Origin of the sequence: Puia sp., assembly GCF_035546395.1 — a bacterium.
In the GTDB taxonomy this organism is placed as follows: domain Bacteria; phylum Bacteroidota; class Bacteroidia; order Chitinophagales; family Chitinophagaceae; genus Puia.
The window spans coordinates 660,397-680,557 of sequence record NZ_DASZXR010000019.1 but is presented as its reverse complement, the minus strand read 5'-3'; the positions used below and the strand labels follow the sequence as shown (position 1 = coordinate 680,557).

Sequence of the window (20,161 nt, the reverse complement as noted above, 5' to 3'; positions counted from 1 at the left end):
GATGCCAAAGCGGGATTCGGCTAACTCCTAATGGATTAGGAGTTTTGCTTTTGCGGTTCCCTGTCCGGGTTCGATACAGAGAGTGTCCGGTTATGATACAGCCTGCTGTTCCTTCTGGTGGCGCCACATCTCCTGGAAGTGGGGGTCGGTGTCGCGGAGCTGTTCGAATGCTCCTTCGGCGACGATGCGGCCCTGGTGGAGGACGTAGATGTAGTCGAACCGCGGGAGGAGATGGAGGCGGTGGATGGAGGAAATGACGCCCTTATCGGCGAAGGCTTTGAAGAGACCTTCGTAGATGAGTGCTTCGGTGCGGGTATCGACGCTGCTGGTTGGTTCATCGAGGAGGACGAGGTCGCTGTCGCGGGCGGCGAGGATGCCCCGGGCGAGTGCGAGCCGTTGTTTCTGGCCGCCGGAGAGGTTAACCCCTTTCTCACGGATATCGGATTCGAGGCCCTGGGGCAGCTGGCGGATGACTTCGGTGAAGTGGGCGCATTCGCAGACCTCGAGGATCTCTTCTTCCGGGAAGGGCAGGCCGAGGGTGATATTATAGGCCAGGGTGTTCTCGAAGATCTCGGGTTCCTGCGGAAAGAGGGTGACGGCTTCGTTGACCCGGTCGAGCAGGGCCTGGGGGCTTTCGGTCCCGACCGACCTGTCGCCGGCCTGGAGCTGTATCCCGAAGCCGGTTTCGGGCATGTAGAGACCGCGCAGCAGGGCGAGGAGCGTGCTTTTGCCGCTACCGCTCTCGCCGATGAGGGCAATGCGGTGGCCGCGCCGGATGTTCAACTGCAGGTTGTGGAGACTTTGGGCGCGTTGCTGCTGGTCGTAGGTTTGCTGGTAGGAAAAGCTCAGGCGGGTGATGAGCAGGCTGTTCCAGCCGGCGGGCAGTCCGTCGGGGCGATCGGCGCGATGCTGTTGCCGGTATGCTTCCGTGATGGCCGAAGCTGTCTGTACGTTGGTGTTGTAAGTAATGATATCCGTATACATCCAGGCAAAGTCCTGGAAGCTACTGGTAAACGTGTTGACATAGAGCAGCAGGGTGCCGAGGCCGCCGATGACGAATACCTGGCCGGGGTTCCAGTGCTGGTGGACATAGCCGATGGTGATGAGGGCGTAGATGCTGACGATGAGCATTTCGGCGCAGAACCATTTCCATTCGTTGACGATCGCACTTTTGCGGAAGGGCCGGAAGATTGCCATCACTTTATTCATCAGTCCCGTTTCCATGCTCCTTTCGAGGCGAAGGGTGATCACGGTCATGATATTGGAAAGGCTGTCAAAGAGCGTTGCGGAGACGGCATGTTCCTTTTCGTTGACCTCGTCGAGCAGCTGTATAAAGGGCTTGTCGAATGCGCGGATCGCGAGAACCGTCACCGCACCCAGCACTACTGCGATGCCTCCGTACAGGGGCGAGAACCACAGGATGGCGACAACCGCAAAAATGAACTTGGTGATCGCGTTGATGAACATGAAGCCGCGGTCGAAGAATTCGCGGAGCGCCTCATAGGCTTTGCGGACCCGGTTGATGGTGGAACCGCTGTGGTGATCCTGTTGCCACTTGACGGGAAGGTGCAGCACCTGGTGGTATTTCTCCTGCAGGAAATTGCGGCTGACGTGGAAGGCCAGCGTCCGTTCCATGACCCGGGCGGGGCCATGAAAGCACCATTGCAGCAATTTCAGGCCGATGTAAGCGCCACCATAGAGCATTCCGTTGCGCAAAACGTGCACGTGATCGAACTGGAGCCGATTCAGAAACCAGCCGAACAGAATGGGATTCAAGAGATAAATGCTGTTGGCGCAGATGAACATGAGATAGACCAGCAAGTACTTTTTCTTTTCGTTGCGGGTATAACGCCAGGCGGTGCTGAGCAGGGAAAAGTAAGGATTGTTCATCCCGGCAAATCTACGATATCCTTAAAAACTTTCGTTCAGGTTGAGGAAGAAGCCTTTGTTCCCAAACCGGCCCCAGGCGTAGTCGAGCGCCAGGTTGGTGCGGGTGTTCTTGTTAAAGAGAACCCGGAAGCCGGCGCCATAGCCCGGTTGGAATTGCTGGAACAGTTTGGTGCCATGCGCGTCGTTGCCGGATTGGAGGTTGCCAAAGACCACGCCGCTGATGAACTGGTTGTTCATGATGGGAAAGCGCAGTTCGGCTTCAGTGTCGTTGAACCGGGTGCCTTTGAAGTATTGGGCCGTATAGCCGCGGCCGCTGCGGTAGGTGCCATCTCGTGCGGTGCCGGGCAATTCGAGATAAGGGATATCGCCGCTGACGAGATAGGAGCCCCAGTTCCAAACGGCGAATACGAATTCGGGATGCGCCCGGGAGAGGCTAAAGTATTTCCGGATATCGGAAGTGACCTGTACCGAGTTCTTTGTGCTGCCGATCCAGGTCTGGTTGATGCGGACACCGGCGTCGAAGTAGATGCCTTTATAGGCGCGGTTGGGGTTGTCGCGGGTGATGTATTCGACGTTGAAGAGGAATCCGCCCGCGATATAGTGATCCTTTGGAAATCCGTGGCGGTTGTCATAAACGCTGGACGGCGTAGAATTATTGACCGTGTCGCCGAGGTTGATATGGGTCCGGATCTCATAGGAGAGGCCGGCGCCGAGAAAAAGGTTCTTTGCCACGTTCTTGTACACCTTTTCCCGAAAATTATAATAGTGGGAGTGGATCGGATAGACCTTGTGTGTCGGATCGCCGAGCACGGAGTCGGCCGGGTTCTTGCCGTCGACGGGTCTGCCGATGCCAAAGCCAAAATCGGGCGTTACCGTTTTAGCGGCCACGAGATTCCCCTGGAGATTGAATTTATTGCCGGGGGTAAAAAGATTATGATTGACGTAGAAATAGATGATCCCCTTTGTCGTGATGGAGGCGGAAGTGGCGCCTGTAGAGAAAAGGGTCCTGGGATCGGTGCCGAGGCGTCGACCGGCCACGGCTTTTATCCCGGCCTGCGCGCCGATGGTGGGGTTTGCTGCTACATTGGGGACCACGGTGATGCCTGAGCGGTTGTGATCGGGGGGTGCGGGGCGCCCATGGCGGAAGATGAACCGCATCATATCGCTGAAATCATATTGACCCGAGACGTCCTCCTCCGGGGGTCGCTTTTCGGGCAACCGTCGCCGCAGGGAATCCACTTCGAGGGAGTCCGCGGGATGACCGGCCTGGCCGTACGCGATGCCGGCGACGAGCATCGATCCAATGAATAAAAATCCTGCCTTTCTCATGGTATCCTTGTATTCTTCTATTTACAAACGCCATTCCGTATTATCTTGCGAGAGTAAATTTACGTTCGTATGGATAAATATTCCCGGAAATGGGTTGTCAATTGGGGCAATAGCGCGACAACACGCGCGCGGGGAATGCACGGTTGCTTCAGCATGCGCCCGATCTGCTGAGCGGGAGTGTAAAATAAAAACAGGAGCCTGCGGGTTCGTTCCTGTCCGCGCGGATGGTGCCTTTATGCGCCCGGATGATGCCCGAAGAAATGTAGAGTCCCATTCCAAAGCCGCCGTATTTACCGGCGACGGTCTCATCCTGGAAATATTTCTCGAAGATGCGGGTCCTGTTCTCCGGCCGGATGCCGATGCCCTGGTCGCGGACACAGACCGTCAGGTTATCCGAATCGAAGGAGCAGTCGATGTTGATATACGTATCGGGGTTCGAATATTTTGCGGCGTTGGCTACGAGATTGGTGAGCACCTGTTCGATGCGCAGGGTGTCCATATAAACCCAGGCCTCGGAATGACATGGCTGCCATTGGAGGTGGTGGCCGGGCACAAGATATTGCAGCTGGGGCGCTGCCTCCCGCAGGTAGACGTTCCAGGCCCATTCCTGCATGCGATAGGTCATCTTCCCCGATTCCATCCAGGAGATATCGAGCAGTTGCTGAATGAGAGAGTAGAGTTTGATGGCCTGGCGGTCGATCTTCTCCAGGTAGTACCGGGTCTTTAGCATGTCTTCTGCCGAGCCGGCCTCCCGGGCCAGGTGTGTAAAGGCCATGATGGACGTAAGGGGAGTCTTCAGTTCGTGACTTACAACCGTGACAAGTCTGTCCAGCACTTTCCGTTGTCCGTTTCCCTCTGTCATGATGATGCGCGGGTGCAATTTTCAGGCCAGGGGCGGAAAATGTCTAAGTCCTTGAGTTTACAGGCGTCGCAATATTATTGCCGAGCCGCCGCCGCTGGTCATCGATGCTTCGATGCTGTCGGCAGGCTGAACGACGCGGACCGTGCGGACCAGGTGATTGGGCTTTGCGGCCGCATCGGGTGCATCGCTATAGATCGTCGCCTCGTAGCGTCCTGTGGGCAGGAAGTTCAGCGGGATCGTCATCGTACGGGCGATAGGGCCATTGATCGTTCCCACGAACCAGTCCGGCCCTTTGCGGCGGGCGATGGTTGCCCACTGGCCAGGCATTGCCGTGGGAACCTTTGTCTCGTCCCAGGTGGAGGGGACTTCTTTTATGAACCCGAAGCCCGGCTGGCCCTCGTAGGCGACGGGATAATCGCATACCATCGGAAGATAGCTTTCCAGTACGATATACATCGCAAGCATGTGACAGCGGGTAGCCAGCACGAGAGGCCGGGTATATTGCGCCCGGTATTCCGACCGGGGCACTGCGCGGAATCCGCCCAGATGATAGTCGGTGGCGCCCGCCACCAGCCGGGTGAAGACCAGGTTGAGATCGTCCTCGGGCGTGATGGGATTATCCCATTTATCGTTCTCATAGTTGAGTGTACCCTCGCGGGTCAGCTCGTTCGGCCAGGTGCGGATCAGCCCCGTCGGCTTATAGGCGCCATGGAACTGGACGTGCAGATGATGAGCGGCGGCCCTGCGCAGGATCTCCGTCTGGATATTCACCATCTGTTGGTCGTCCCGATCCATAAAATCCACCATCATCCCTTTTATTCCCCAGTTTTCGAACTGGGCGAATGTTTTTTCGAGCTGCTTCATGAGTGGCTGCCAGTGTACCCAGACGCGGATACCAACGCCTTTTGCAGCGGCGTAATCGCAAATCTTTTTCATATCGAGACCGGGTATGGGCCGGCTGGGGTCCGAATGCGGGCCGGGGGCGTAACTGATCCCGTCGTTGACGTACCAGGCGGTGCCGCCGTAGCCGATGACGGTGTGGTAGGCTATGCCGTTGCGGGCGCAGAAGTCGATGTAGTACTGGTTGGTCTCGAAATTGATCCCCGGCGCGAATGTGGTATCGGGGACGATATCGCCGTTCCACCAGTGAAAATCCGTCTTGCCGGGTTTGAGCCAGGACAGGTCTTTTATCGCGCAGGGGTCGTTGAGATCGGTGAGGAGAAAAGACTCGAGGAAGGCGCCGGGGCGTGGGCCGATGAAGAGCACGCGCCAGGGCGAACGGTGGGGCAGGGTTGCTTTTACCCGGATCCCGTGTCCGCCGGGGAGTGGGGAGAGATCGCTTTTCAGCATTCCGTTGTGTTTGACGAGATACATTCCGGCGTAGTCGGTGAGCTGGGCCTCGGTGATGGTCATGTAGAGGGGGCCGCCTTCGGCGGGCTGGCTTTTGCCCGCGTTGCGCGCCGGGAACTCGAGGAAGACGGGCATGTCCATGAGCGTATCGCTTTTCACCTCATGGAAAGGCAAGCGGGTGTAGCGGCCTTCGTGGGAGGTTGTATAGCCGGGAAGGTAAGAGGCTTGCAGGAACGGATCGCCGGCGAAGCGGATGTTCGTGTTCTCGGCCAGCAGTTGGTATTGTGTCCAGCCGGGTTGTTTTGGGAAGACCCACCGGAAGGCGACGCCATCGTTATAGGCCCTGATGATGAGGTTGAGCCGGCGATGGCGGCGGGGTTCCTGCAAAGTGATCGTGGACTCGTTATAACGATCGTTTACCTGGCTGTTGCGACCTACCGGCAGGGTATAGCTGTCTATTCCTTCCCGGGTGGTGGAGTGTATTTGCAGGCCCGCGCCAAAGAAAGAGGCGGCTTTTGTCCCCGGTTCCTGGAATACCAGGTCGATTGGCGAAGCGTCGATAAGCATCGTTTCGTCGTAAAATACGCTATAAACGGGGCAGCTGTCGGTGGGGCGGACGAGAACCCGGATATGTTTATCGGGAGAGGTCAGCTCTATATTGGCTGAGGCGGTGAAAAAAAGGAGGAGAGCGCAGGAAAGCGGGAGCCAACGGGTAGCAAGCATCGGATGCAATTTTTGCAAAGATAGGCTTATGGAAATTTTGCAATCGGTGCATCTCCCGACGGGAATATGGCTTTCCAATGCCGTTGGCCGCCTTTTCCTGGGTTTGCTGTATCTGCTTTTCGAGGAATATCCGCGGTTGGCGGCCTTTTTCCTGGCGAGACCGGCGCCGCCCGTGTTGTCGATCCGGGGGCGGGGATTGGGGAATATCGTGCGGCTTTCGGTTCTTTTCCTGCCGTTGGCGCTGATCAGCAGCTTTCATTTCCCGACGAAGGACCCGGTACTTGGGGGGAGATATGTCGTGAGCCGGTGTTGGATCAACGATGTGGATATCTCACCCGGCGATTGCAGCGACAGCGTGATCGAGCGGGTATATTTCGACCGGGGGAATCACTGTGCGGTGTTGTACCACGGGGGTGAAAAGATGCGGCTTGGAAACTTCGTCTATGATCCAAAGTCAAGCCTGGTGCGGGTTTCATGGTATTACCCGGCGACCGCCAACGACACCCTGACCGCCCGTGCAGGGGTGTTTCCGGGGGGGATCGGGCTGGATGGAAGGATGGGAGGCCGGCCTATCCGGATGGAGTTGGCGCGGAAACCGTGAGATGAATTTGGGCGTTTTCCCTCGTAAAATAGCCCGAGTCTTTCGGGTTCCGAGGAAAAATAACCCTCGGACTCGGGCACCATTTTGTCGGACCTTCGGTCAGCGGCCCCGTGGTCCGCTTTGCCACCGCCCGTCGAAAATTTTAAAAATTATGCATTCAGAAATTTTAAAATCTGTACATTTATTTCATTAACCCATTAAAATGAAATAATCATGGCAAAAGCTGTAAAGAAAGCTGCGAAGAAAGCAGCAAAAAAAACCGCCAAGAAGGCTCCTGCAAAAGCAAAAAAAGCGGCCCCGAAAAAAGCGGCTAAGAAATCGGCCCGCAAGCCTAATGCGGCATTTATGACTCCGCTGTCTCCGAGCGCTACGCTCGCCGAAGTGATCGGCAACGCTCCGAGGCCGAGAACGGAGATCGTAAAAAAGATCTGGGACTATATCAAGAAGAACAACCTGCAGGATAAGAAGAACAAGCGTATGATCAATGCCGATGCCAAGCTGAAGGCTGTGTTTGGCGGCAAAGACCAGGTTAGCATGTTCGACCTCGCGAAGATCGTGAGCAAGAACGTGAAGTAACTTCTTTTTTCGAATTGTGAAGCCCGTCATCCAGTGGTGACGGGCTTTCTTTTATAGGTCTACTTCGAGTTCCTGGCCGGCTATGGCATAGACGAAGTTCTGCAGCTGGTGCACATACTTGATGGGTACGCGGGTGGGCGTGGAATGTCTAAGCTTGAGGCCATCATCGGTGAGTTCGAAATCCGTGTGTGTATTGCCGTAAGTGAAGATCCATTCGTCACGGACGAAGTTGCGGAAGCCGCATTTCTCGAGCACTTTTGGCGTGAGTTGGATGGGTTCGATCTCCTGCAGTTCGGCTTCCTTTACAACCTCGACGACCTGCATGGTATAGGAATAGTTGTAGCCGTTGCTAACTTTCGATGCCTGCCTGTTTACGTTTAACTGCGTGTCGTATACGACGGTGTTGGAGTGTATCTGCTGGACGGTGATCACTTCGCCCCTTTGGTTAAGTACCTTGTTCCCGAATCGAAGATCTTTTGCGTGTAACATAGAGTCCCGTTTTACAATTTTGAAATACGACGAATTGTCTGCGGTGATTCACGGGAATAGACTCTATCCAGGTAGGATTAACAGCGTAAAAGTAACAGGCGATACTGAATTTTGCAACCCTTAGGGTCAAAAAAAGTCTTGATCAACCGCACTTAGCTATTTGTAACGATTGGTTATCAGCCTCCTGGAAAATGTTAAATGTGCATAATTAACTCGTGTGATCGTGAAGGACCTTCCAGCCTTTTGGCGTGTGCACGCAGGTGAGGGAGAACCAACCCGAGAGTGTGGGAAGATTATGGCCATTCAGCGTGAACCGCCCTGTCAGCAGGACATAGTTGCCGTCGAGGGGTGTTATTTTGAATTGATCGAAGGTGAGATGCTGGCGGGCGGCGCCTTCTTTGAAATAGGTTTGACGGTAGTGGATCATCATCGAGTCCTTGCCGATGAGTCCATGGTGGGACATCATGGTGGCGCTGTCGTCATAGGAGTCCATGAAGCCGGCGAGGTCGCCTTTGTTCCAATCGGCCGCGGACTTCTGCATGACGGCGATGAGTCCGGCGGTGTCCGCCTTTGCGGCGGCGATTCCGGTGGCGGTGGATGCCGGCTGCGTTGTGGTGTCGGCCTTTGCGGGTATGTTGCCGGCGGGGCTTTGGCAGGCGACGGCCAGGAAGGCTGGGGTTATGAGGAGGAGAACCTTTTTCATATGGTTCTAAAGATAAAGAAAAGACCGTAAGTTGCGGTCATGACGAAGACAGACTGGACCGGGGCCGTCGGCGTGACGTTGCTGCTGGTTGCTTTTTTTCTGAATTTGACGGGCAAGATCGGCAAGGAGAGCTTTGCCTATCTTTTTTTGAATGTGCTTGGGGCGGGGATTGCGTGTCTCGCCTCGGTGCTGTTGCGGTATTGGCCGTTTATTATCCTCGAGGGATGTTGGACGCTGGTGTCGGTGTTGGGATTGGGGGTCGCACTTAGAAAACGGTTGTGAGGTCTTATTCCTTCAAGCATTCCCGGTCTTCGCTGTCAAAAGCGGAGGGATGAGAAGTGCGGAGAGAGGTGTCGCATGTGGTTCAATCCGGGTTACGGGTTTTATTGAGGCGGTTATAGAGATCGCGGATGCGAAAGGTTCGCAGGGCGTTCTCGCTGGCCAGCTCGGCGGGGTAAAAGAGATACGTATTGAGTTCAGTGAAGCGGCTAGTGAGGGCGGCGTCCTGTTCGAGGAGGGTGCGGAGGCGGGCGGCCAGGGCTGCGGCGCCGCTTGGGGTGAGACCGGGGGCATTCGCTTCGGCTTCGATCCGTTTGAAGAGGAGGTGCTCGGCGCGGATATCGGCCATGAGGATATAGTGTGCGTATTCGGATTCGTTGGTTTGGGGTTGGAGGGGTTGGAGGGTTCGAAGGGTTTGGGCGGCGGTGATGCCGGTGTCGGTGAGGGCGCGCCAGAAGGTGCGGGACTGGTCGGGGGTGAAGCCATATTGCTTTTGGCAATAGCCGGCGACGAAGGCATCGATGTCGAGGGGCGCCTGTTGCTTCAGGCTTTCGGAATACGCGGCGATGAGGATATTGAAGCCGGAAATCGGATACACATGGCGGGTGGCCTGCAGGTCGGAGAGCTCGCCTTCTGACTCATAGCTATACGAATAGGCGCCGGAGGTGGACCAGGAGGTGAGGACCATGCCCTGGTAGCCCATCCGGCGGCAGGCGGGAACGAAGTCGCGGATGTTGGAAAAGTGCTTTTTCCAGTCGGTGCTATAGTAGTTATCGGGGCTGCTGCGGATGGCGGGCGCGCCCCAAATGGTGTAGCCGCTGGCCAGCAGCTTTTTGTGGTCGCCGAAGTGATCGAGGCTCCAGCCGTAGTTCCAATCGACGAGGATGGTACCTTTGGGCAGGCGGCTGACGGCTTCGGGATATTTCAGCACCATATCGGCCCAGAGCATCGGCGTCTTCCCCAGTTTCAATACGATGTTGCAGAGCATGCTGACGTAATCCATATACAATTTGGAGATCCCTTCTTCGGCGGCTTTTTTGCGGCAGACGTCGCAGTGACCGAGGAGGTAGGTCTCGTCGCAGCCGATGTGGATGTACTTCGAAGGATGGGTCTCGGCGAGCTCGGTATACAGCTGGGTGAAAAGGAGGCTGTCCTGGACGGTGCTGCGGGTGGGGCAGATCTGGGAGAGGGCCTTGTTATCTTCCCGCAGACCGGCATAGCGTTCGTGACGGAGGATGTATTCGACGTGGCCGAAGCTTTGTTGCAGCGGGATGACCTCCATATTCAGCGACTTGCATAAGTCGATGAAGGAGATGATCTCGGCCTTTGTGTAGGCGTAGCGGTTGGGGATGAGGGGGTGTTTTTCGAAGGGATAGGTCCCTTCATATTCCATGATCAGGGTGTTGATGCCGCCGGAGTGGAGTCGCCGGGCGAAGGTCTTTAGCGCGGGCATGGTCATGACCTGGATGCGGAGATCGATGTGAAAGGCCCTGACGGGAAAATCGGCCCAGGCGCTAAACGAGACGCCCAACATAATAATAAACAATGCGAGTTTTCTCATAGCTGTAAGAGTTTGCTGCTGTCTTTGTCCAGGAAGAGCTGGACAGCGGAGTGTTGTTTTAATATGGTGGAGGGAAATCTTTCGGAGACCGGTTGATCGAAGGTGTTGGCGACGGCGCGGGCCTTGCGGTCGCCGGGGACCATTGCGAAGGCATAACGGGCGGCCATGAGCGCGGGAATGGTGATGGTCAGGGCCTGTTCCGGTACGTCGGCGAGGGTTGGGAAACAGCCGTCATTGACCTGCTGCTGGCGGCAGTCCGCGTCTAGGCTGACTATTTTGACGGCCACGGGGTCGTGGAAATCGGCCACGGGAGGATCGTTGAATGCGAGGTGGTTGTTCTCGCCGATGCCGAGGCAGAGGATATCTGTCGGGTGGGCTTCGAGCAGTGCAGCATAGCGATGGCATTCGGCCTGTGGATGGGCGGCGAGACCGTTCATGAGATGGACCTCGCGGAACGGGACTTTTTCGAAGAGATGGGTCCTAAGATAATATCCGAACGATTGTGGGGCGTCGGGCCCCAGCCCGAGGTATTCGTCCATGTGAAAGGCATTGATCCGGTCCCAGTCGAGGGGTTGGCTGATCAACGCCGCGAGGAAATCGTTTTGTGAGGGTGCGGCGGCGAAGACCATATTGAGGGTGGGCTGGGTTGCGAGTAAGTTTTGGATGGTTTCAGCGACGGCCATTGCGGCGGCTTTTCCGAGCCCCTCGCGGGTTTCGAAGATGCGGACGTGGATGTTGTCTTTGAGGCTGCTGGATGGCAGTTTCTTATTGGTTGGCCGACGATCGACTGGCATATTTCTTTTCTTTTTGATATATGATGTTCCCGCCGGCGATGGTGTATTGAATATTTATGTCCGCATCGAAGATCGTGAGATCGGCGTCGAAGCCTTTCGCGATGGACCCCTTGTGGTCGGCGATACCCATGATGCCGGCGGGGGTTTTGGTGATCATCCGGATGGTGTCTGGCAGCGACTGGCCGGAGTCGAGCATCGTTCTTACCAGGCGGTCGGCGGTGGCGACGCTACCGGCGAATGCACTGCGATCGGGCAACTTGGCTACGCCGTCCTCGATGATGACTTTCAGACCGGCGTCCTTTGCCCCCAGGATGCTTTCGCCCGGCGGCATGCCGGCGCCGCGCATGGCGTCGGTGATGAGGGCGGTTTTGGTGGGGCCTTTTTCTTTACATACCAGTTGCAGCAGCGGTGGCGGAAGATGGATGCCATCGGCGATGATCTCGACTGTCATTTCTTCGATGAGGAACGCGGCTTCGACGGCTCCGGCGAAGCGGGCGGCGTTTCGGCGGGTGACGCCCAGCATGGCCGAATACAAGTGGGTGGCATGGGTATACCCGTGTTCGAACGCTTTTACGATGTCGTCATACAATGCTTCCGTATGGGCCCAGGCGGCGAGGATCCCTTTTTGTTTCAGGCGCCCGGCCATCTCAAGAGCGCCGGGCAGCTCGGGGGCTACGCTCCAGCGGCGGATACCGGGGAAGCGGGCTATGAGTTCTTCGTATTCGGCCGGGTCGGGATTGCGGATATGACGGGGATCCTGCGCACCGCGCTGCGACATGGCGAAGTAGGGGCCTTCGAGGTGCATACCGATGAATCGGGCGCCGCCGGTGGGTTTTCCGGCGAGGCGTTCATATGTCTCCAACGTGGCCAGGAGCTGTTGTTTCCCCGCGCTGAGGGTCGTGGGCGTCATTGCTGTGGTGCCGTGGCGGGCATGGAGTTGGGCGATGGCGAGGAAGGCCTCTTCGGTGCCGTCCATGAAGTCGTGGCCGCCGCCGCCGTGGACGTGGAGGTCGATGAAGCCGGGGGCGACAAAGCAGCCTTTGGCATCGATGATCGTGGTGGCGTTGGTGGCGGGGGTATTGGTGGCGGAGGCGTTGGTGGCGGGCGACTCCACGGGCGTTTCTTCGATGGCGACGATCAGGCCATCGGAAAGCAGGATGGCGCCATTGGGGAGGACCCGATCGGGCGTAATCAGCGTGCCATTTACGATTTTGATGGAAGACATGGGTGGAAATACGGTATGCTAAATAACAAAATTATCCGGGAAGACCCGCCTGAAATAAAGCGGGTTGTTTGGGCGTTTGTTGGAGTGCCGGCCCGCCAAACGGCCGGCGTTGCGCCATGATCGACCTGCCGACCACAGAAAAACATTCAGAATCACCCCGGACGCCGGTGATCTTTGCCGGGGTTGTGGGCATGATCTTCCTGTTATTCCTGCTCATCACAACCGGTGGCACGGGGCTTTTGAGGCTGTTGGGCCTCACTCGCTCCCTAACGGTAGCCGTATTCGCCAACCGGACACTTTTCTGGGTTTGCCTTGGCCTGGTGTGGTGGTATGCCGTCAGAGTCGAAAAGCGGCCTCTCCTGCTCTGGAGCGAGCGGCGACAGGGCTTTTTGCATTACGTGGGCGCGCTTATTCTGCTTCCGGTGGTCATCACCGTGGTGCTGCTCATCGTCAATTCGCTACTCTATGCATTGATCCATAAGACAGAACATAGCGAGGCACTGGAGCGGATGGTCCGGTATTGCCGGGCCCATCCTTTTTTGCTTTTTTATTCGGCGATCACCGCGGGGTTTACGGAGGAATTGCTGATGAGGGGATACCTCTTACCGCGGTTGGAGATGTTGGTCTGGAACCGGGGTCTTGCGATATTCCTTAGCTCGTTGCTATTCGGGTTGGGACATTACCAGTATGGGACGATCAAAAATGTCGTGGGAGCGATGGTGATCGGGCTGGTGCTTGCGATGTATTACAACCGATATCAAAATATCAAAGTGGCGATCTTGTTCCATATCCTTTGGGATATGGCGGCCTTCTATCTCTCCTTCCGGCACGTGTGAGATAATGATTTGGTAATAGAAAATCTGTATCTTTGAGCCGGCTTTCATGATACGATTGCATTTGATATTGGCAGCGGTACATATAAAAGGGAATTTGTATGAGTGACATTCACAACAAGGACCTGGGAACAAAACAGAAAGCGCTTGCCATCAACCTTGACCCACAGATTTATGGTTCCTTCGCGGAGATCGGCGCCGGCCAGGATGTGGCGGCTTATTTCTTCAAGGCAGGGGGGTCGTCGGGCACCATCGCCAAGACGATGTCGGCCTATGATATGACCTTTTCCGACGCGATCTACGGCGTGCAGAAGGGCCGGAGATATGTCAGCGAGGCCCGCCTGTTGGCGATGCAGGAGAAGGAATATGGACTGTTGATCGAGCGGCTCGCCGAATCGCGGGGGGAGCGGACCACGTTCTTCTCCTTTGCCGACACGATGACGGCGTTGAACTATCACAAGACGAACGAGGGGCATGGCTGGATGGGCGTTCGGTACCAGCTGACACCAAACGGTCCGTACAACGATGTGATCATCCACGTGAAGCTGCTGGACAACGACAATGTGCTCCAACAGGCGGCGGTGGGAGTGCTTGGCGTGAACCTGCTGTATGCCTGCTATTACTACTATACGCATCCGAATATTTTCCTGCTCTCTTTGATGGACAACCTGTCCAAGGACGCGATCCAGATCGACATGATCCGGTTCGAAGGGCCCGATTTCGAAAAGGTGGATAACCGGCTCATGTCGTTGCACCTGGTGAAATACGGTTTTTCAGATGCGGCATTGTTCGGTCCGGACGGCAAGAACATGCAGCCTTCGGAGGTGCTCCACAAAAAACATGTCGCGGTGCTGCGCGGGCGGTTCCGGCCGGTGATCAATGTCCACCTGGATATGCTGAATAACGGGGTCCGGCAATTCCTGCAGGAGCCGGATGTGGACAAAGACAACGTAGTGGTGTTGACCGAGCTGACGCTACAGGCGTTGAAGGAGCGGGATGCCGATCCGACGGCGGAAATCGACGAGAAGGATTTTCTTGACCGGGTGGATATCCTTTGTGCGTTGGGACAGACGGTGCTGATCTCGGATTTTCATGAGTACTATAAGCTGGTCGCTTATTTGTCGAAGATCACTAAACTGAAGATGGGGGTGGTGCTGGGATATCCCAATCTCGAATACATCTTTTCGGAGGAGCATTACCAGGATCTGCAGGGTGGTATTTTGGAATCCTTTGCCACTCTTTTCAGCCGGAATGTGAAGCTTTTTGTGTATCCCACGCTGCGAGCCGGGGTTATTTATAATTGCCTGCGCTTTAATCCGCCGAATCACCTGGTGGATCTGTACCGGTACCTGATCGCCAACAACAAGATCGAGGATATCCGGCACTACCAGGAGAGCAACCTGCAGGTACAGACGGACCGGGTGCTGCAGATGATCAAAAATGGCGAAGAGGGATGGGAGCAGTACACGCCGCCTGAGGTGGCAGCCATTATTAAAGACCGGTGTCTTTTCGGGATGGTTTGTGAGCCGAGGGAGAATAGGGCAAGCGCCGGCGGGGCGGCCTAGTGCTTTTCCCGTTCGGTCTGTTTCCGATCGTTCTCTTTGGTCTCTTTTCGATCATTCCCTGCGGCATCCTTTCGATCGGCGGCGTCGTTGTCTTCGACTTCCTCTTTTATTTTCTGCATAACCGAAGAGACGGGGCCTTTCATGTGTTCCTCGGGATCCGTGGTGTGGAGCGTTTCCGGGTCGGGCTGGCCCAATGGTTGCTTCTTGTCTTTTTTGGGTTTGTTCTTATCGTGCTGTGGTGTTTCCATGATACTGTTTTTTGATAGCTTCATAAAAAATTGTGCCATCGGGCCTATCCATCAATGAAACTGTACCAATACACACTGAGCCTTGGCGAAAGGAGGCGGGGTTTTCAACTGATCACCGGCGATGTCCTGCGGGTTGCGACGGGCATCCGGGAGATCGGCAAGGGCATGTGCCAGGTGTTTATCCCTGGCAGGGGATCTATCTATGCGAGCATCGGAACCGGGGCGGCAGCCGGGATCTCGTGATTACGTGTTGGGGGGAATAATGTGCGGAGAGTTCCGGATGCATGCTGGCGCAGTGGTGCGATCTTCCTACATTTGACAAAAAACCTTCCATGAATTTTACCAAGATCGTTCCGAGCATCTTCTATGCCGACATCCAAACGGGTTTAAAGACCTTTATCGACTGCCTCGAATTTCGCATCACCCATGAAGAATTGAACTCCGCGAATCCCTACTGCGTCATCGAAAAGGACGGATTGGGTATCCTGCTGTTCGAAAATGCAGAATATGCGCGGCAATTCAGTCCCGAATACCGGCTGGTGACCAATAATATCGAAGAGGTTCATGCGCGGGTGAGCTCCGGTTTTCCGGAGATGCTGCATCCCAATCTTTCCACCATCACGCTGCGGCCCTGGGGGGCGCGGGAATTTGCGCTGGTAGATGGACAGATCGGGGTTATTGTTCAACAATGGTAATTTTCGACTTTTTTTGGAAGCCCCGACCGTTGAGGGTAAAGTCTCCCCGAATGGATGCGCGATCCATTGGTATAAGAGGGTTTGTCAGCTGAGACTGTTCACTTGCCTGTCTGAAGAAACGCCATGAGCCAAATAAATACGACGAGCGCCGCTGCCTGATAGTAAGCCCAAAAAGCGCCCATGCCATTTTCCTTATCAAATTTGACCAAACTTACAAACGCTCCAACGATGGGTATCCAATATAGTCCTTTGTTGGCCATAACCCGATCATCGATCGTATATAAAGTTACGGCAATTCGTTGTTAAAAAGTTCTTTTTTGAATGATAGCCATCAGTTCGTCCCTGAATTTATCGCTGATGGGAATTTGCGTCTCCCCGATGTAGACAAAACCGGCCTGTATCTTGCTCAGCTGCCGGATGTTGACGATAAACGAGTTGTGTACCCTGGCGAAAGGCGGCTTCAATTGGGCTTCGATATCCTTTAGCCGCCGATAGGTCAGGACCTCGAATTTGGCGGTGACGATCTTCACATATTCCTTCTGACTCTCGAAATAGAGGATCTCATCGAGCAATATCTTACGCAGCTCATTACCGGTTTTTGCAAAGAAATACCCCTCCGGGTCTTCCGTATCCTTTGGCCCGGCCGGCATTGCATTTAGAAAGTAGTTCCCGATCTTCTTTGTCGAAGCGATGAAACGTTTCAGGGTGATCGGTTTTAGCAGGTAATCGATGGTATTGAAGGAGTAGCTCTCCGCCGCATGTTCTTTGTAGGCCGTGGTAAAGACGATGGCCGTGCCGGCCGGCAGAAGAGCCGCCAGATCGATCCCGGAGAGCAGGGGCATCTCGATGTCTAAAAAAATAAGATCGACCTCGTTGTTCTTCAGGAAGGAGATGGCATCCAGCGCATTCAGGCATTTTGCCAGGAGCTGCCACTCCGTCGTCTGGCCGATCAGCACTTCCAGCAGGTTCACTGCATTGGGTTCATCATCGACGATGATACACCGGATGTTCATGACAAGGGTATTTTGAGAAATGCCTTAAAATAGCGTCCGTCGTCCTGGGTCGCCAGATGGAAATCGGTGCCGTAGAGCAGGGTCAGGCGCTGCCGGAGATTCTTCAGCCCGAGGCCGGTGGGTTTTGCCTTACCAGGATTCCGGTTGATGCTATTCATGGTCTCAAATATAAGATAGCCATCCTGTTCGGCAATCCTGATGCATATCCGGTTGCGTCCGCTGATCTTATCGATGCCGTGTTTGAAGATGTTCTCCACGAAGGTCATCAGCAGCATAGGTGGAAGCTGGATGCCGGTTTTAAAATCCTTTAAAAATTCAAGCTCCGGCTCCGGCATGATCCGGATCTTTTCCAGGGCGATATAGTTATCCAAAAACTGTACTTCGGTCTCAAGGGGAACCTTATCCTGGATATTCTGATCGATAAAATACCGCATGATATCGGAAAGCCGTTCGATGAGCAAGGCAGTACGGGGTGACTCCATAAACGCCTCGTAGTACATGTTGTTGAGCGTGTTGAAGAGGAAATGAGGTTGTACCTGCGCCTTGAGCAGCTTCAGTTCGAACTGGCTCCGCTGTAACAAGGCCTCTTCCGACTTTTGCTTTTCCGAGAAATAGGCGATGGCCAACCGGATGATCAGGCTTAGGACAAACACCGTCAGGCCCGAGAGAAAAAACGAGAGATGCGTGTCCGCGTCCTGGATTTTGAATGCCCTGGCAAAATACCGGCTGCCGATATAGAGCGAAACATATCCCTTTACCAGCCCGGCGATGCCTACGAGCAAGACGGATGCCATCGCATAGAGTACATATTGCTTCCGTTGGAAAAGGCGGGGATAGAGGATATGGATATTCCCGTAGATGATCAGGGCATAAAAAGAGACCGCATTGAATGCGAACAGCGCCGAGGGCGCGACGCCATCCGAGGACAGCATCGAGATCCAGCTGATCACCAGAATAGCCGACCAGACCAGGTATTGCAATTGGGTCAGCGTTATCTTTCTTTTTGCGAAATAGCTCATACGATGCCACAAAATAATCGATTTGGAAGGGTATCCCGGTATGATTCAACGAATTTCCCATTTCGCTCAATAGATCCCGGATGGCCTGATTATTTAGCCGGATTGGCCGCGGGTTGAATTGTCGGGATGGGACCCGGCTAATAGGCGTTGATTTGTCTTCAAAAATGGAGATGCTGAAATTATTCCTGTCTATCCTCCTCCTCCTTTTTAGCATGATACCGCGTCTCCGGGCGCAAGGGTCCGCCCGGGACTCCGCGTTCCTGAACAGCGTGCAAGTATTCAAAGAGGTGGAGGTGGTAGGCAAGGGCCCCACCCTTCGCAGCGGCCCGGATAAGAAAGTCTTTTCCGTCAATCAAAGCCTTGTCAGCGTCGGTGGATCCGCGGCCGACCTGTTGGCGAATATCCCGAGCCTGGAGGTGGATGCCAATGGCAATATCAGCCTGCGCGGAGCCACGAAAGTAAAAGTGCTGGTCGACGGCAAACAATCCGTTATCGGAGGCGGGTCCGTCGGACAGATCCTGCAATCCATTCCCGCGGCCGCCATCGAAAAGATCGAGATCATCACCAATCCTTCGGCGAAATATGATGCCGAGGGGCAAGGGGTCATCAATATTATTTTGAAAAAGGGTGCGAAGCTGGGCTATAACGGTTCTTTGACGGCATCGGCAGGTACCAGGCAGAACTATAATGGAGGCGCCAGCATCAACTATCGCGCCGGCAGGGCCGATCTATTCGGGAACTACACCTTCCAACGCAGGAATACCTATAGCAACGGCTATCAATATATCACCTATTTGAATTCGGGTGACTCTACCTATTATTCCGATGAGCGGTTTCCGTCGACAACCATCCGTAATATACATGCTGCGCAGGCGGGGGTCGACTATCGCCTGTCCTCCAGGGACCAGCTCAGCGTTACCGGGCTGTACGATGCCACTACAACCGACCGGCATGAATACCTGACCGTCGATAACCTGACACAACAACAAACGCCAACGCAGCTGAGCAACCGGGCCAATACCACCAATGGCTGGAATACCAGCTGGGGAGTCACGCTGGACCTGGCGCACCGATTTAAAAAAACGGCGGAGGAACTCAACTTTGACTTTGCGTGGTCCACCGGATCCGGCAACAGCTTCCAGGTGTATAATACCGACATATACAACGTAGATGGTCGCGCGGTCAAGCCAACACCGGACATCCTGCAGGATACGAAAGGGGGGACCAACAGGAATTACAATATCCAGCTGGACTACACGCTGCCCCTTGGCAAAAGCGGGCGATTGGACGCGGGTTGGCGAAGCCAGCTGACCACCAGCGATAAGCGGCAGTGGGACGCCAACTTCAACACATTGAGTGGATCCTTTACTGCCGACTATTCATTGATCAATTTCTTCCATACTGACAACGCCGTGCATGCGGCGTATCTCAATTACCGGCAGCAGATCGCGGCCTATACGCTGCAGGCCGGACTGAGGGCGGAGGCGGGGCGATTCGCCGCTACGCTGCAAAACTATGATCCCACCGGGGTCCTTGTCAGTACTCCGATGAACCTCAATACGAATGGACTCTATCCGGCCTTGTTCCTGACCCGGCGGTTGGAGCATGCCCAGCAAATACAACTGAGCTATACCCACCGGGTCGGCAGGCCGACCCCGAGAGAGCTCGACCCTTTCCCTGATGTATCCGACCCTGTCAACTATGACATGGGAAATCCGACATTGCGACCTGAGGATATCCATTCCGTTGAGCTGACTTATGAGAAAAATGGGGCTGCTTCCATTCTTACCTCGGGGTTGTACTATACCCAGGTGGACCATGTGATCAAGCATGTCCAGACCGATCCCGTCCATGACGTCACTATTACTATTTCCGAAAATCTTCGGCGGGCGATCAATACCGGTGTGGAGTTGATCGGTAGTGCGCGGGTCAGCCGGATCTGGAGTTTCACGGCGAATATCAATGTCTATGGCCGCGTCAATTCGGGGGCCCCGCAATTTGGGATCGGGGCCACCAGCGGTATCAGCTGGAACGGGAATATCACCAATGATCTTTCGCTTGCCAGGGGGCTGAGTGCGCAATTGAGGGCTGATTATAAGGCCAGCGAGGTGATCTTGCAGGACCGGTATCGCCCGGCTTATGGCTTTGATGCAGGGGCGAAGTATGATTTTGCGCATAACCGGGCTACGCTGGTGTTTAGTGCGAGGGATATCTTCAATACGCGCCGGCCCGGGTTTTTGCGGGTGAGCGATGCCCTGTTGTTGAGTTGGCAGCGGGTGACCTATAGCGCCAGGGCTTCACTGACGTTCACCTGGCGTTTTGGGAATAGCGGCAACGAGCCGAAGCGGTTGAAGCGGCCGGAGGAGCAGCAGGGTAAGCGGATCGAGAACAGGTGAATGCGTTGTA

General features: G+C 55.2%; 20 protein-coding genes. 8 read left to right on the top strand and 12 right to left on the bottom strand.

The window, feature by feature from the left end; translation table 11 throughout:
• Window positions 1-90: 90 nt before the first annotated feature.
• From VHE34_RS29265 to VHE34_RS29250, 4 genes are all read right to left on the bottom strand, one after another.
• Window positions 91-1,890: an ABC transporter ATP-binding protein gene (locus VHE34_RS29265; RefSeq protein ID WP_325594767.1), complete on the bottom strand. Its 1,800-nt coding sequence runs from the start codon at window positions 1,888-1,890 to the stop codon at window positions 91-93.
• A gap of 21 nt (window positions 1,891-1,911) precedes the next feature.
• Window positions 1,912-3,219, bottom strand: coding sequence for a hypothetical protein (locus VHE34_RS29260; protein WP_325594765.1), 1,308 nt, complete (start codon window positions 3,217-3,219; stop codon window positions 1,912-1,914).
• Window positions 3,220-3,367: 148 nt separating this feature from the next.
• The gene (locus VHE34_RS29255; RefSeq protein ID WP_325594763.1) at window positions 3,368-4,081 is read right to left on the bottom strand and encodes a HAMP domain-containing sensor histidine kinase; all 714 of its coding nucleotides are present in this window, start codon (window positions 4,079-4,081) and stop codon (window positions 3,368-3,370) included.
• Between the two features lie 57 nt (window positions 4,082-4,138).
• Complete coding sequence (locus tag VHE34_RS29250; protein ID WP_325594761.1) at window positions 4,139-6,154, bottom strand: glycoside hydrolase family 97 protein; 2,016 nt, start codon at window positions 6,152-6,154, stop codon at window positions 4,139-4,141.
• A gap of 28 nt (window positions 6,155-6,182) precedes the next feature.
• On the opposite strand from VHE34_RS29250, the gene VHE34_RS29245 reads away from it, so the two are divergent.
• Complete coding sequence (locus tag VHE34_RS29245) at window positions 6,183-6,755, top strand: hypothetical protein (protein WP_325594759.1); 573 nt, start codon at window positions 6,183-6,185, stop codon at window positions 6,753-6,755.
• 213 nt (window positions 6,756-6,968) lie between these two features.
• Complete coding sequence (locus tag VHE34_RS29240; RefSeq protein ID WP_325594757.1) at window positions 6,969-7,331, top strand: SWIB/MDM2 domain-containing protein; 363 nt, start codon at window positions 6,969-6,971, stop codon at window positions 7,329-7,331.
• A gap of 51 nt (window positions 7,332-7,382) precedes the next feature.
• Here the strand turns inward: VHE34_RS29240 and VHE34_RS29235 are convergent, their stop codons facing one another.
• Together VHE34_RS29235 and VHE34_RS29230 are read right to left on the bottom strand one after the other, a co-directional pair.
• Complete coding sequence (locus VHE34_RS29235) at window positions 7,383-7,820, bottom strand: hypothetical protein (RefSeq protein ID WP_325594755.1); 438 nt, start codon at window positions 7,818-7,820, stop codon at window positions 7,383-7,385.
• Between the two features lie 208 nt (window positions 7,821-8,028).
• Window positions 8,029-8,523 carry a nuclear transport factor 2 family protein gene (locus VHE34_RS29230; RefSeq protein WP_325594753.1) on the bottom strand — a complete coding sequence of 165 codons (495 nt, stop codon included), beginning with the start codon at window positions 8,521-8,523 and terminating at the stop codon, window positions 8,029-8,031.
• 39 nt (window positions 8,524-8,562) lie between these two features.
• Between VHE34_RS29230 and VHE34_RS29225 the strand changes: the two genes are divergently transcribed.
• Entirely contained in the window at window positions 8,563-8,805 is a 243-nt protein-coding gene (locus VHE34_RS29225) for a CBU_0592 family membrane protein (protein WP_325594751.1), read from the top strand.
• Window positions 8,806-8,887: 82 nt separating this feature from the next.
• Here VHE34_RS29225 and VHE34_RS29220 read toward each other — a convergent pair whose 3' ends face one another.
• From VHE34_RS29220 to nagA, 3 genes are read right to left on the bottom strand one after another with little or no spacing between them, the layout of a single operon-like run.
• Entirely contained in the window at window positions 8,888-10,363 is a 1,476-nt protein-coding gene (locus VHE34_RS29220) for a beta-N-acetylhexosaminidase (RefSeq protein WP_325594749.1), read from the bottom strand.
• Window positions 10,360-11,157 carry a glucosamine-6-phosphate deaminase gene (locus VHE34_RS29215; protein WP_325594747.1) on the bottom strand — a complete coding sequence of 266 codons (798 nt, stop codon included), beginning with the start codon at window positions 11,155-11,157 and terminating at the stop codon, window positions 10,360-10,362. The genes VHE34_RS29220 and VHE34_RS29215 overlap by 4 nt, the downstream gene beginning before the upstream one ends.
• Entirely contained in the window at window positions 11,129-12,382 is a 1,254-nt protein-coding gene (gene nagA, locus VHE34_RS29210) for an N-acetylglucosamine-6-phosphate deacetylase (RefSeq protein ID WP_325594745.1), read from the bottom strand. Before nagA ends, VHE34_RS29215 begins: the two co-directional genes overlap by 29 nt.
• A 116-nt stretch (window positions 12,383-12,498) precedes the next feature.
• Between nagA and VHE34_RS29205 the strand changes: the two genes are divergently transcribed.
• Both VHE34_RS29205 and VHE34_RS29200 read left to right on the top strand, forming a co-directional pair.
• Window positions 12,499-13,218 carry a type II CAAX endopeptidase family protein gene (locus VHE34_RS29205; RefSeq protein ID WP_325594743.1) on the top strand — a complete coding sequence of 240 codons (720 nt, stop codon included), beginning with the start codon at window positions 12,499-12,501 and terminating at the stop codon, window positions 13,216-13,218.
• A gap of 98 nt (window positions 13,219-13,316) precedes the next feature.
• Complete coding sequence (locus VHE34_RS29200; RefSeq protein WP_325594741.1) at window positions 13,317-14,780, top strand: hypothetical protein; 1,464 nt, start codon at window positions 13,317-13,319, stop codon at window positions 14,778-14,780.
• Here VHE34_RS29200 and VHE34_RS29195 read toward each other — a convergent pair.
• Complete coding sequence (locus VHE34_RS29195) at window positions 14,777-15,028, bottom strand: hypothetical protein (RefSeq protein WP_325594739.1); 252 nt, start codon at window positions 15,026-15,028, stop codon at window positions 14,777-14,779. The two genes, VHE34_RS29200 and VHE34_RS29195, sit on opposite strands and share 4 nt — an antisense overlap.
• 54 nt (window positions 15,029-15,082) lie before the next feature.
• On the opposite strand from VHE34_RS29195, the gene VHE34_RS29190 reads away from it, so the two are divergent.
• Together VHE34_RS29190 and VHE34_RS29185 are read left to right on the top strand one after the other, a co-directional pair.
• The gene (locus VHE34_RS29190; RefSeq protein ID WP_325594737.1) at window positions 15,083-15,271 is read left to right on the top strand and encodes a hypothetical protein; all 189 of its coding nucleotides are present in this window, start codon (window positions 15,083-15,085) and stop codon (window positions 15,269-15,271) included.
• 89 nt (window positions 15,272-15,360) lie between these two features.
• Complete coding sequence (locus VHE34_RS29185; RefSeq protein ID WP_325594735.1) at window positions 15,361-15,723, top strand: hypothetical protein; 363 nt, start codon at window positions 15,361-15,363, stop codon at window positions 15,721-15,723.
• A 302-nt stretch (window positions 15,724-16,025) separates the two neighbouring features.
• Here VHE34_RS29185 and VHE34_RS29180 read toward each other — a convergent pair whose 3' ends face one another.
• Together VHE34_RS29180 and VHE34_RS29175 are read right to left on the bottom strand one after the other, a co-directional pair.
• Window positions 16,026-16,736, bottom strand: a complete 711-nt coding sequence (locus tag VHE34_RS29180) for a LytTR family DNA-binding domain-containing protein (protein ID WP_325594733.1) — start codon at window positions 16,734-16,736, stop codon at window positions 16,026-16,028.
• Window positions 16,733-17,755: a sensor histidine kinase gene (locus tag VHE34_RS29175; protein WP_325594731.1), complete on the bottom strand. Its 1,023-nt coding sequence runs from the start codon at window positions 17,753-17,755 to the stop codon at window positions 16,733-16,735. The genes VHE34_RS29180 and VHE34_RS29175 overlap by 4 nt, the downstream gene beginning before the upstream one ends.
• Window positions 17,756-17,925: 170 nt before the next feature.
• Here VHE34_RS29175 and VHE34_RS29170 point away from each other — a divergent pair, with 170 nt between their 5' ends.
• Complete coding sequence (locus VHE34_RS29170; RefSeq protein WP_325594729.1) at window positions 17,926-20,151, top strand: TonB-dependent receptor domain-containing protein; 2,226 nt, start codon at window positions 17,926-17,928, stop codon at window positions 20,149-20,151.
• The last annotated feature ends 10 nt before the right edge of the window (window positions 20,152-20,161 follow it).

Excerpts from the sequence above, each read along its gene's own strand:
- VHE34_RS29265 (WP_325594767.1), bottom strand. The coding sequence starts at position 1,890 with ATGAACAATCCTTACTTTTCCCTGCTCAGCACCGCCTGGCGTTATACC.
- VHE34_RS29260 (WP_325594765.1), bottom strand. The coding sequence starts at position 3,219 with ATGAGAAAGGCAGGATTTTTATTCATTGGATCGATGCTCGTCGCCGGC.
- VHE34_RS29255 (WP_325594763.1), bottom strand. The coding sequence starts at position 4,081 with ATGACAGAGGGAAACGGACAACGGAAAGTGCTGGACAGACTTGTCACG.
- VHE34_RS29250 (WP_325594761.1), bottom strand. The coding sequence starts at position 6,154 with ATGCTTGCTACCCGTTGGCTCCCGCTTTCCTGCGCTCTCCTCCTTTTT.
- VHE34_RS29245 (WP_325594759.1), top strand. The coding sequence starts at position 6,183 with ATGGAAATTTTGCAATCGGTGCATCTCCCGACGGGAATATGGCTTTCC.
- VHE34_RS29240 (WP_325594757.1), top strand. The coding sequence starts at position 6,969 with ATGGCAAAAGCTGTAAAGAAAGCTGCGAAGAAAGCAGCAAAAAAAACC.
- VHE34_RS29235 (WP_325594755.1), bottom strand. The coding sequence starts at position 7,820 with ATGTTACACGCAAAAGATCTTCGATTCGGGAACAAGGTACTTAACCAA.
- VHE34_RS29230 (WP_325594753.1), bottom strand. The coding sequence starts at position 8,523 with ATGAAAAAGGTTCTCCTCCTCATAACCCCAGCCTTCCTGGCCGTCGCC.
- VHE34_RS29225 (WP_325594751.1), top strand. The coding sequence starts at position 8,563 with ATGACGAAGACAGACTGGACCGGGGCCGTCGGCGTGACGTTGCTGCTG.
- VHE34_RS29220 (WP_325594749.1), bottom strand. The coding sequence starts at position 10,363 with ATGAGAAAACTCGCATTGTTTATTATTATGTTGGGCGTCTCGTTTAGC.
- VHE34_RS29215 (WP_325594747.1), bottom strand. The coding sequence starts at position 11,157 with ATGCCAGTCGATCGTCGGCCAACCAATAAGAAACTGCCATCCAGCAGC.
- nagA (WP_325594745.1), bottom strand. The coding sequence starts at position 12,382 with ATGTCTTCCATCAAAATCGTAAATGGCACGCTGATTACGCCCGATCGG.
- VHE34_RS29205 (WP_325594743.1), top strand. The coding sequence starts at position 12,499 with ATGATCGACCTGCCGACCACAGAAAAACATTCAGAATCACCCCGGACG.
- VHE34_RS29200 (WP_325594741.1), top strand. The coding sequence starts at position 13,317 with ATGAGTGACATTCACAACAAGGACCTGGGAACAAAACAGAAAGCGCTT.
- VHE34_RS29195 (WP_325594739.1), bottom strand. The coding sequence starts at position 15,028 with ATGGAAACACCACAGCACGATAAGAACAAACCCAAAAAAGACAAGAAG.
- VHE34_RS29190 (WP_325594737.1), top strand. The coding sequence starts at position 15,083 with ATGAAACTGTACCAATACACACTGAGCCTTGGCGAAAGGAGGCGGGGT.
- VHE34_RS29185 (WP_325594735.1), top strand. The coding sequence starts at position 15,361 with ATGAATTTTACCAAGATCGTTCCGAGCATCTTCTATGCCGACATCCAA.
- VHE34_RS29180 (WP_325594733.1), bottom strand. The coding sequence starts at position 16,736 with ATGAACATCCGGTGTATCATCGTCGATGATGAACCCAATGCAGTGAAC.
- VHE34_RS29175 (WP_325594731.1), bottom strand. The coding sequence starts at position 17,755 with ATGAGCTATTTCGCAAAAAGAAAGATAACGCTGACCCAATTGCAATAC.
- VHE34_RS29170 (WP_325594729.1), top strand. The coding sequence starts at position 17,926 with ATGCTGAAATTATTCCTGTCTATCCTCCTCCTCCTTTTTAGCATGATA.